Annotated in this window: 10 protein-coding genes and 1 pseudogene; 4 read left to right on the top strand and 7 right to left on the bottom strand. The window is 63.5% G+C overall.

The genetic code is table 11. The features are described 5' to 3' along the window. Both EOB49_RS27545 and EOB49_RS27540 read right to left on the bottom strand, forming a co-directional pair. Positions 1-236 (bottom strand): annotated as a pseudogene (locus EOB49_RS27545) (anti-sigma factor); the annotation flags it as partial. Further along, on the bottom strand, positions 233-772 hold the full coding sequence (locus EOB49_RS27540; protein ID WP_127382836.1) for a sigma-70 family RNA polymerase sigma factor: 540 nt from the start codon (positions 770-772) through the stop codon (positions 233-235). The gene EOB49_RS27540 and the pseudogene EOB49_RS27545, both read right to left, overlap by 4 nt. Before the next feature lie 151 nt (positions 773-923). Between EOB49_RS27540 and EOB49_RS27535 the strand changes: the two genes are divergently transcribed. Together EOB49_RS27535 and argB are read left to right on the top strand one after the other, a co-directional pair. Then, the gene (locus EOB49_RS27535) at positions 924-2423 is read left to right on the top strand and encodes an amidase (protein ID WP_127318330.1); all 1500 of its coding nucleotides are present in this window, start codon (positions 924-926) and stop codon (positions 2421-2423) included. A 159-nt stretch (positions 2424-2582) separates the two neighbouring features. After that, on the top strand, positions 2583-3476 hold the full coding sequence (argB, locus tag EOB49_RS27530; RefSeq protein ID WP_013528489.1) for an acetylglutamate kinase: 894 nt from the start codon (positions 2583-2585) through the stop codon (positions 3474-3476). A 162-nt stretch (positions 3477-3638) separates the two neighbouring features. Here argB and bchE read toward each other — a convergent pair whose 3' ends face one another. Both bchE and EOB49_RS27520 read right to left on the bottom strand, forming a co-directional pair. Next, a complete protein-coding gene (gene bchE / locus EOB49_RS27525; protein ID WP_127382834.1) occupies positions 3639-5186 on the bottom strand; it encodes a magnesium-protoporphyrin IX monomethyl ester anaerobic oxidative cyclase in 1548 nt (515 codons plus the stop codon). 84 nt (positions 5187-5270) lie between these two features. After that, positions 5271-5747 carry an Lrp/AsnC family transcriptional regulator gene (locus EOB49_RS27520; protein WP_027040109.1) on the bottom strand — a complete coding sequence of 159 codons (477 nt, stop codon included), beginning with the start codon at positions 5745-5747 and terminating at the stop codon, positions 5271-5273. Between the two features lie 140 nt (positions 5748-5887). Here EOB49_RS27520 and phhA point away from each other — a divergent pair, with 140 nt between their 5' ends. Beyond that, positions 5888-6724, top strand: a complete 837-nt coding sequence (gene phhA, locus EOB49_RS27515; RefSeq protein WP_127382833.1) for a phenylalanine 4-monooxygenase — start codon at positions 5888-5890, stop codon at positions 6722-6724. A 21-nt stretch (positions 6725-6745) separates the two neighbouring features. Here phhA and EOB49_RS27510 read toward each other — a convergent pair whose 3' ends face one another. From EOB49_RS27510 to EOB49_RS27500, 3 genes are all read right to left on the bottom strand, one after another. Beyond that, positions 6746-8185 carry a GMC family oxidoreductase gene (locus EOB49_RS27510; protein ID WP_127382832.1) on the bottom strand — a complete coding sequence of 480 codons (1440 nt, stop codon included), beginning with the start codon at positions 8183-8185 and terminating at the stop codon, positions 6746-6748. After that, positions 8182-8358: a hypothetical protein gene (locus EOB49_RS27505; RefSeq protein WP_127382831.1), complete on the bottom strand. Its 177-nt coding sequence runs from the start codon at positions 8356-8358 to the stop codon at positions 8182-8184. The genes EOB49_RS27510 and EOB49_RS27505 overlap by 4 nt, the downstream gene beginning before the upstream one ends. A 194-nt stretch (positions 8359-8552) precedes the next feature. Next, the gene (locus EOB49_RS27500) at positions 8553-9314 is read right to left on the bottom strand and encodes a GGDEF domain-containing protein (protein WP_127269432.1); all 762 of its coding nucleotides are present in this window, start codon (positions 9312-9314) and stop codon (positions 8553-8555) included. Positions 9315-9474: 160 nt separating this feature from the next. Between EOB49_RS27500 and EOB49_RS27495 the strand changes: the two genes are divergently transcribed. After that, a partial coding sequence (locus EOB49_RS27495) for a pyrimidine 5'-nucleotidase (RefSeq protein WP_127382835.1) occupies positions 9475-10176 on the top strand: 702 nt, incomplete at its 3' end.

Genomic DNA, 10176 nt, shown 5'->3' with positions numbered 1-10176 from the left:
AGCCGGCGGTCGACCGCGGTCTTCACCGAAACCGGCGGCTCGATTTTCGGGTAGGCGGCGGCCAGCGGCGAGAGACTGACCTCCCAGCCCTCGACAAGACGAGCAAAAACCGTATCCGCATCGATGCGGCGGGCGACGATCTGGCGTTCGTCGGCATCGAGCACGCCGAGAACGTATTCGGCGGCGAGCAGGTCGTCGCCTCCACGTTCCGGTCCTGTGTCTTCTGCCAGCGTCATCTTTCCAGACATTCTCTGAGTTTCAACAGGCTGCGGCGCAGCCATGTACGCATCGTGTTCAGCGGCACGCCATGGCGCTCCGCCAGTTCGGCATAGCTCTCGCCCTTGAGATAGGCGCCCCGGACGGCGGCTGCCCGGTCCTTCTCCAACTCATCGAGACAATGGTGGATACGTTCGGATTCGTCGCCCGCCACCGCCATCGCTTCAGGCCCCGGCGCCGGATCGGCCACGTCGAGCGCGGCATCGAGGTCGGCGGCAGGCCTGCGCCGCGCTCGTATGCGATCGATCGCATGATTACGCGCAATTGCCACCAGCCAGGAGATCGGGCTTAGATCGGAGACGGCAAAACGATCCGCCTTCGTCCATATCTTGACGAAGACTTCCTGTAGCGCTTCTTCCGCATCTCCCCGGTCGTTCAATACACGAAGACAGACGCCAAAAAGTTTCGCGCTGGTCTGCCGGTAAAGCAGATCGAACGCGGCCCGATCCTTCATCGAAGTCCGGACGATCAGCTTGGTGATGTCCTGCGGCGTCATCTGCGGCAAGTTAGGCGATTGCAATGTATTTGCAACGGCGGAAATAACCTTGTGCACGCCTAAGCTTTTGTGTGTCGCCAGCCGGGTCCGTCGACCGATTGCCAATGGAATCGCCACTGGCTAGCTTGCCCTCAGTGGTGGGGGAGCGCGCATGTCGGTCGAACGGATCCTTTGGGAGGAAGATGCCGCGGGCCTCGCCGATCTGGTCCGCAAGGGCGAGGTTTCGGCCGTCGAGCTGACCGACGCCGCGATCGCCCGCGCCGAGGCCACCCGTCCCGACATCAATGCGACGGCCGAGCCGCTCTACGATGCCGCGCGGGCCCGCGCCAAGACCGTCGACCCCTCGCTGCCGCTGGCCGGTGTTCCCTTCGCCATCAAGGATCTAGGCATCGCCATCAAGGGCGTGCCGACGCATGGCGGCAGCCGCATTCCGGCATGGCTGGCCGATGTCAATTCGGTGCTGACCGACCGCTATCTCGCTGCCGGGCTTATCCCGATCGTCACCTCGATATCGCCGGAGCACGGGCTTCGATTGATGACCGAATCCAGGGCCTTCGGCATCACCCGCAATCCGTGGAACACCGGTCACACCAGCGGCGGCTCTTCGGGCGGTTCGGCTGCACTGGTCGCAGCCGGCGTCGTGCCGGTGGCACATGCCTCCGATGGCGGCGGCTCGATCCGCGTGCCTGCCGCCTGCACCGGGCTTGTCGGCCTGAAGACGTCGCGCGGCCGCACCCCGCTGACGCCGCTGGTGAGCGAAAGCTGGTACGGCATGGTCGTCGACCATGCGCTCACCCGTTCGGTGCGTGATTGCGCGCTGCTGCTCGACCTCACCCATGGGTCCGATCCTCTGTCGCCCTATGCCGCGCCGCCGCCGAAGGGCACGTTCGCGGCCGCTGCCGCGCGCGATCCCGGCAAGCTCAGCCTGGCCGTGTACCGCAAATCCCCGCTTGGCCTGCCGATCTCGGACGAGACGCTCAAGGCGCTCGACACGGCGATGGCGCTTGCCCGCGAGGGCGGCCACACGGTCAAGGAGATCGACCTGCCCTTTATCGGCCGCGAGTTCTTCGCCGATTTCTGCAGGACGGTTGCCTCCGCAGTCGCCGGCACGATGCGGGCCGAAGCGCTGCGTGTCGGCCGTTCCGTTACCGGCGACATCGAGCGGGCGACGCGGGTGCTCGCCCGCTTCGGCGAAATAGTGTCGGCCGGCGAGACCTATGCCGACCTGCAGCGGCTGCATGCCGCCTCGCGGCAGCTGATTTCGGAGACCGCGCAGTATGATGCCGTGCTGATGCCGGTCATTGCCCACCCGCCGCTCGCCTGCGGCGCCATGGATCCGAAAGGCGCCGACGAGCTCATCGAGAACCTGCTCGACAAGCTTCACCTGACACCCTTGCTGAAGCTGAAGCCGTTCTTCGGCCAATTGATGGACAAGAGCCTCTGGTTCACCCATTGGCCGGCGATCCAGAATGTCAGCGGCCAGCCGTCGATCGCGCTGCCGGTCCATGTCACTGACGCCGGCCTGCCGCTCGGCGTCCAGGCGGCCGGCCGTCCGGGCGACGAAGAGACGCTTTTGTCGCTCGCCGCGCAGATGGAGAAGATCTCGGGTTGGCTGGACCGCAGGGCGCCGCTGATGGTGCCGACACGATGACGAGGTCGTGAAGCGCTTGAATATGACAGCAAAGCCATTTGCGGGCGGCGCCAATTCCCGCTAAGACGCCGCCGTCCTTACCTGATGCATGTCGCCCAAAAGTGTCCAGCGGTTTTGAGACAACGACGTGCTTAAAATAAAAAGCCGGGAACCAAACCGATGACGGAAATAACCGCCACCGCCGAAATGCAGGCAGCCCTGTTGTCGCGGGCGCTGCCCTACATGCAGCGCTACGAACACAAGACGGTCGTGGTGAAATATGGCGGCCATGCCATGGGCGATATCGAACTCGGCAAGGCCTTCGCGCGCGACATCGCGCTGCTCAAGCAGTCCGGCGTCAACCCGATCGTCGTCCATGGCGGCGGCCCGCAGATCGGCGCCATGCTGGCCAAGATGGGCATCGAATCGAAGTTCGAGGGCGGCCTGCGCGTCACCGACCAGAAGACGGTCGAGATCGTCGAAATGGTGCTGGCCGGTTCGATCAACAAGGAGATCGTCGCGCTGATCAACGCCGAGGGCGAATGGGCGATCGGTCTCTGCGGCAAGGACGGCAACATGGTTTTCGCCGAAAAGGCTCGCAAGACCATGATCGATCCGGACTCCAACATCGAGCGCGTGCTCGATCTCGGCTTCGTCGGCGAGCCGGTCGAGGTCGACCGCACCTTGCTCGATCTTCTGGCACGCTCCGAAATGATCCCGGTGCTGGCGCCGGTGGCGCCAGGCCGCGACGGCCACACCTACAACATCAATGCCGACACCTTCGCCGGCGCCATTGCCGGCGCCTGCCAGGCGACGCGCCTGCTGTTCCTCACCGACGTGCCTGGTGTGCTCGACAAGAACAAGAAGCTGATCGACGAACTGACCGTGGCCGAGGCCAAGGCGCTGATCAAGGACGGCACGGTCTCGGGCGGCATGATCCCCAAGGTCGAGACCTGCATCGAAGCGATCGAACGCGGTGTCGAAGGCGTCGTCATCCTCAACGGCAAGACGCCGCATGCGGTGCTGTTGGAACTGTTCACCGAGCACGGTGCCGGCACGCTGATCGTGCCTTGATGGGCATTGATATTCAGGTGATGCCGGCCTGCAAACGGCGACTTTCTCCGCTTCCGGTGCTCACGGACCCGAACGTCCGCTGCGCTCCGGTTCTCGAAAGCCACCGTTTTCGGCTCGGCCTGACCTGAATCTCAACACCCCTTAACCAGGGCACAGCAACAGTCAGGCACTCGGCAAAATCGTGACCTCGGGCGGTGCCAGCTTGCGTACCGGGCGTCGAACGGACATCGATTCCTCCTCGGCGTCCTGCGGCGCGCCCCAGAATTCGGCCAGCGTCGGGCCGTCTTTCACCCTGATGTCGCGGACCAGAAAGCCCCAGACCTCGCGGAACCACACGCGGCGGCCCATCTGCGTGTACCAGCGCATCGAATGGCGCTGCTCGGGATCCTTGTGGAACAGGATGCGGGCCAGCGCCTTCGGCCGCGACTGCACCGCCAGCTCGATCAGCTTGACACTGAAGAACAGCATCCAGGGTTTCAGCTGCGTCATCTGCAGCACCTGGTGCTTGTAGTCCCACAGGCGCGCATCCTGCTGGATCACCTTGCGATCCCGCGCGATGCGGAAGAACGGCGTCCAGCGATGCGGCGTCACATAAAGCGCCTGGATCTGGTCGGGGTCGTAGGCGATGAGCTGGCGAAAGCCGCGCCACAGGTCGCGGAACCCTTCGTCCTCGAAGCCGGCCACCCAGGTCGCCATCGACAGGATGCCGTTGAGGCGCAGCAGCCTTATCGCCTCGCGGTCGGATGAGATGCTGCCGCCCTTGCGGATCAATTGCAGCGTCTGCTCGTCGGTGTTTTCCATGCCGAGCAGCCAGCGGATGACACCGGCCTTGCGGTAGAGATGCAGGATGTCGGCATCGCGCACGATGTCGTCGGCACGGGTCGAACCGACGATCAGCACCGGCACGTTCTCGGCGATAAGGGCGTCGAGGAAGGCACGCCAGGCCTTCTTCGAGACCGTCGGATTCTCGTCGGCGAGATTGATCAGTTCGATGCCGTGCTCGCGGTGCAGCCAGGCGATCTCCCTGGCGAATTTCACCGGATCGCGATGCCGCCAGCGGGTCCAGAAGCCGCGCTGGCCGCAATAGTTGCACAGATGCGGGCAGCCGCGCGAAAACTGCATGACCACGGCGCGCTTGCCGCCCCAGTAGCTGTAACTGGTATGGTCGATCAGCTCCCAGCCGACGCGGTAGGCGTCGAGGTCGGCAATGGTCATGGCCGCCTGTGTGGCGACGGGACGGCCGAGATCGTCGCGATAGGCAATGCCGGCCACGCTCGCCGGCGGCTGGCGCATTTCCAGCGCCTCGACCAGCGCCACGACGGTCGCCTCGCCCTCGCCGCGCACGATGAAGTCGAAGGCATCGGTGGCGGCCAGGATGTCGCGCCAATGATAGGTCGGGAAAACGCCGCCATAGATGATGATGGTCGCCGGCTCCCGCTGCTTGATCTGCTCAGCAATCAGCAAGGCGGTCGGGTGCGCCGAGGTCGAGCCGGAATGGCCGATCAGGACGAAGTCGGGGTGGTCCTCCAGTGCGTTGCGTACGACGTCATCCAGCGGCATAGGCCCAAACTCGGCGTCGACGAGGCGCACCTGATGGCCGGCATCGATCAGCGGCCCGCCGATCGCCAGCAGGCCGAGCGGCGGCAAATGATCGTCGGGCACGCGGCTGCCGATGGCGGTGTGCGGCGGATTGATCAGGACGATTTTCATGGCGGACCTCTGGGCGGTTGGTCCACGCAAGCTGGCCGGCGATGTGGACACGCTTTTCCCCAAGGAGTGCGAAGAGAGGCATTGTCATCGCCTGAGATGCCCGAGCGGCACATGGCCCGGCCCCTTGATGTTCTGCAGCACCAACTGCGTGTGGACGTCCCGCACGCCGTCGAGCCGCATCAGCCGGTGCATGACGAAAGCGTTGAGCTCGTCGACCGACGGCACCATGACATGCAGCAGAAAGTCGTGGTCGCCGGTCATCGTCCAGCACGAGGACACCTCGTCCATGCGCTGCACGGCGGCGATGAAGCTTTCGGGCGAGCCGTCGCTGTGGCTGACCAGGCGCACCTGGATGAACACCTCGACCATCAGGCCGACCGCGCGGCGGCTGATCACCGCGGCAAATCCCTTGATGATGCCGGCCTCCTGCAGCGCCTCGAAGCGCCGCGCGCACGGCGTCGTCGACAGGCCGATCTCTTGCGCCAGTTCGGAAACCGGCTTGCGCCCGTCGCGCTGCAGGACATCGAGCATCTTGATCTCGAAATCGTCGAATTGAGGCATTTTCACTCCGATAGAGGGTTTTGTGAGTGGATGTTATCCCAAATATTCCGTTCGAGCCATCATCAAAACCGATTTGCCTCGGCAAATCCGGGTAGCCTTTTCGGCACGTCAGCCATTGATGATTTGCGAGGAGAAAAACCATGACGACGATGAGCGTTGCCGAATATGCCCGCGACTGCGCGGCGCAAGGATTGCGCGGCGACTATTCGGTCTGCCGCGCCGATTTCACCGTGTCCCAGGGCTACGATTACAGCGAAGAAGAGCAGGCGGTGTGGCGCACGCTGTGCGACCGCCAGACCAAGTTGACGCGCAGGCTCGCCCACCATTCCTATCTCGACGGCGTCGAAAAACTCGGCCTGCTCGACCGTATTCCCGATTTCGACGAGGTCAGCGCCAAGCTGCGCAAATTGACCGGCTGGGAGATCGTCGCGGTGCCCGGTCTCATTCCCGCGGCCCCGTTTTTCGATCATCTCGCCGGTCGCCGCTTCCCGGTCACCAACTGGCTGCGGACGAGGCAGGAGCTCGACTACATTGTCGAGCCCGACATGTTCCATGACTTCTTCGGCCACGTGCCGGCGCTGTCGCAACCGGTGTTCGCCGATTTCATGCAGATATATGGCGAGAAGGCCGGCAACATCATCGCGCTGGGCGGCGACGAGATGATTTCCCGGCTTTATTGGTACACGGCCGAATACGGCCTGATGCAGGAGGCCGGCCAGCCGCTAAAGGCCTTTGGCGCCGGCCTGATGTCGTCGTTTACCGAGCTGCAGTTCGCGGTCGAAGGCAAGGACGCCCACCACGTGCCCTTCGACCTCGAAACGGTGATGCGCACCGGCTACGAGATCGACAAGTTCCAGCGCGCCTATTTCGTGCTGCCGTCCTTCGACGCCTTGCGCGATGCCTTCCAGACCGCCGATTTCGCGGCAATCGTCGCCCGCCGCAAGGACCAGCCGGCCCTCGATCCGGCGACGCTCTAGGCAGCAGTTGCCCTGCAGCCGTCAGGCGGTGACCACCTTGCTCAGATGCTCGCCCAGCCGGCAGGCCAGCGCGGTGATCGTCGTCGTCGGGTTGCATTGGCCCGACGTGCAGAACACCGAGGAGCCGCCGACATAGAGATTGTCCATGCCGTGCACCTTGCAGTTGGCGTCGACCACGCTCTTGCTGACGTCGGTGCCCATGCGCGTGCCGCCCATGTGATGATGGCCCGCCGTCTCGTCGTTGGTCGGATAATCCTGACCATTGCTGATCCAGTCGGCAATACGCACGCGGCCGAGATTCTTCTCGATCAGCGTCATGCCGAACAGTCTGAGCCCTTCGAGCAGGGTGCGGCGCTCCATTTCCGATTTCTTCCAGTGCAATTCGATGCGTGGCACGCCGGCATGGTCGACATCGGTCTTCGACAACTCGATCTGGTTGGAGGCCAGCGGCGCCTGTTCCCAGGCGACGTAGAGCTGGGCGGCGCAGCGCAGTCTCTGACTGAGCTTGGAGGACATCCACTCGGCCATGTCGGGTGCCGTGCAGGCGAGGTCGGCGATAAGGCTCTTGACGCCGGGATACGGCGTCTCGATCAGCCGAATGCCGAAATTCATGATCTGCAGCCGCTCCATGGCGGCAAGGGTCGGCGAGAAGAAGGCCTCATTGACGGCGTCGACCTCGAACGCGTTGTAGTCGGCCAGGATCGCGTTGCCGCCCTCGAAGGTCGGATGCTCCATCCAGTAGCGGCCAAGCGCCGTCGCATTCGGCACGACGCCGCCGTTCGAACGCTGGTTCGACCACAGAAGCAGCCGCGAATTCTCCAGCCCGCCGGTGCAGACGATGAAATAGTCGGCACTGAAGGAGCCGGCATCCTGCCCGTTCGACCACAGTCTGGCGCCCGTCACACGTTTGCCGTCGCCGGAAAGTTCGGTGGCACAAGTGTTGAGCACCACCGCGATGTTCTTGGCCTTGTCGAGTTCATCGCCGAACTTCTCGGCGAAGCGCACGGCCGGGCTCTTGATCAGCTGCACCCAGTGAATGTCGTCCGAGATCGGCACATCTGGCCGGAGGGCCGGAAGGTCGAGAATGTCGCGCACTTCCGGCAGATAGGGTTCGATGTCGGTGCGGCGGATCGGCCAGCCCGTATCGGGTACCCAGGCCTTCGGCTCGAAATCCTGCTTGTCGAGCACGCGGCACCAGCCGGCCCAGTGGTTGGAACTGCCGCCCATCAACCGCAGCCGGGTTATGTCGAGATCGAAATAGAAATCGCCGACCGTGCTGCCACGGTAAAAGTCCTGCGACTCGTCGCTGAATTCGCGCGGACCGGCCTCCATCACCACCACCGGAATGCCGGCCGCGCCAAGCTTGCGGGCAATGGTCGTGCCGGCCGGACCGGAGCCTAGGATGCACACTTTTGGGGTGAAGTTCGCGGCGCGATACGCCTCGTAGCTGTCGAAGATCATGCCAGGTCGCCCCGCCTCAGAATCCAGCCATTGACCTCGACGATCTCGTTAGGGTCGGGCTTTGGACCGGCGACATCGGCATTAGGCAGCTTGCGGAACAAAGACAGGGCAGGCAATGCGATCAACGCCTGCACGAGCGCGCGGCGTGACATTTTCTTGATGATGAAACTCATGGCTCGTCTCTCGGCTGGGCTTCGGCACTGCATGGCGTTCCCAGAACGGCAATTCCCGGAACGACACATGCATCACCGTGGAAGCCAGTATCGTGCCAAGTCTGGCCGCAAAGCAGTGAAAACCCGGCTAAGCGGTACAACCGAGTGCAAACAGGGTTAGAATTTTCTTAACAGGCCGGTTGCGGCAGATCGGATCACGCCGCCTCGGAAATGCCGGTGTCGATGATCGTCAGGTTACGGCCCTGGTGCTTGGCCTGGTAGAGGCGCCGGTCGGCGGCGCGCATCAGCTCCGACACACTGGCTTCCTCGCCGCAGACAGTGCCGCCGATGCTGACCGTGAGCGGAATGGTCCGCTCGTCGACGGGCCGGAAGCGGATCAGCTCCACTTCGCGGCGAATTCGCTCGGCGACGCGCTTGGCCTCCTGCTCGGTGGCGCCGATCAGGAAGGCGCCGAACTCCTCGCCGCCGATGCGGCCGAGCACATCGCCGCTGCGCACGCCGCGCTGGATCGCGCTGGCGATCAAAAGCAGCGCGTCATCACCTGTCAGGTGGCCAAAATTGTCGTTAATGGTCTTGAAGTGGTCGGCATCGATGATCAGCAGCGCGCCGCGATCGGACTTGCGGCGCGAACCGTCGAGCGCGGCAAAGAAACTTTCCCGGTTGAGCATGCCGGTCATGTCGTCGCGGCTCGCCTTTTCCGCCAGGCGGCGATGCGCGGCGGCGAGCTGGGCATGGGCTCGGGCGAGATCGCGATGCGCGTTTTTCAGCCTGTCGCTTTGCCAGAAAGTGCTTGCGCTGGCAGCCCACGCCAGCACCAGCGGACAGAGGGTGGAGGTCAGCCAGATCGTGCGGTTGACCGGAAATCCCATGGCCGGAACGATGATCAGGGTCAGCAGGAGAGAGGCCGCGACTGAGGCGAAAGCAACGGCGGCGGATCTCAGAATTATGCTGTTCATCGCTTGCTCCCACAAGACTGCCTCTCTGCCAGCAAGCCCTAAAGGCCACCTTTCCCAGATGCCTAAAATTTGAATCGTGAGGCGATTTACGCAACCTCAACGAGCAGAAGTTGTGGATAAAGTCGCTTCCGGAATGCGCGTTTCATGCCATAAGGAGCCCATGACCACGCTCCCTGACCCCGCCCGCTTCGCCCATGTCACCGACTGGGTTTTCGATCTCGACAACACGCTCTATCCGCATCATTCGAATCTGTTCTCGCAGATCGACGTCAAGATGACCGCCTATGTCGGCGAGCTGCTGGCATTGCCGCGCGACGATGCGCGCAAGTTGCAGAAGGAACTCTACCGCGAATATGGCACGACGCTGAACGGCCTGATGACACGTCATGGCATCGACCCCGATGATTTCCTCGAGAAGGTCCACGACATCGACTATTCATGGCTGGTGCCAGACCCCGTTCTCGGCACCGCCATCCGCCAGCTTCCGGGCCGCAAGTTCATCTTCACCAATGGCGACCGCAGGCACGCCGAGCGCACCGCGCGCCAACTCGGCATCCTCGACCATTTCGACGACATCTTCGACATCGTCGCCGCCGGGCTCAATCCCAAGCCGGCGCGCCAGACCTACGAGAAGTTCGCCGAACTCCACGCCGTCACCGGCCACAATGCGGTGATGTTCGAAGACCTTGCCCGTAACCTGTCGGTGCCGAAGTCGCTCGGCATGACCACGGTGCTTATCGTGCCGCGCAATTTCGAGCCGACCTTTTCCGAGATCTGGGAGCGCGACCCGGCCAATGAGGATGATGTCGATTTCGTCACCGACGATCTGGCGGGGTTTCTGACGGCGATTGTGGAGGGGGAA

It is taken from the genome of Mesorhizobium sp. M7A.F.Ca.MR.148.00.0.0 (assembly GCF_003997735.1).
In the GTDB taxonomy this organism is placed as follows: Bacteria; Pseudomonadota; Alphaproteobacteria; order Rhizobiales; family Rhizobiaceae; genus Mesorhizobium.
The sequence above is the reverse complement of the archived record's forward strand: the minus strand, read 5'-3'. Positions and strand labels throughout refer to the sequence as shown.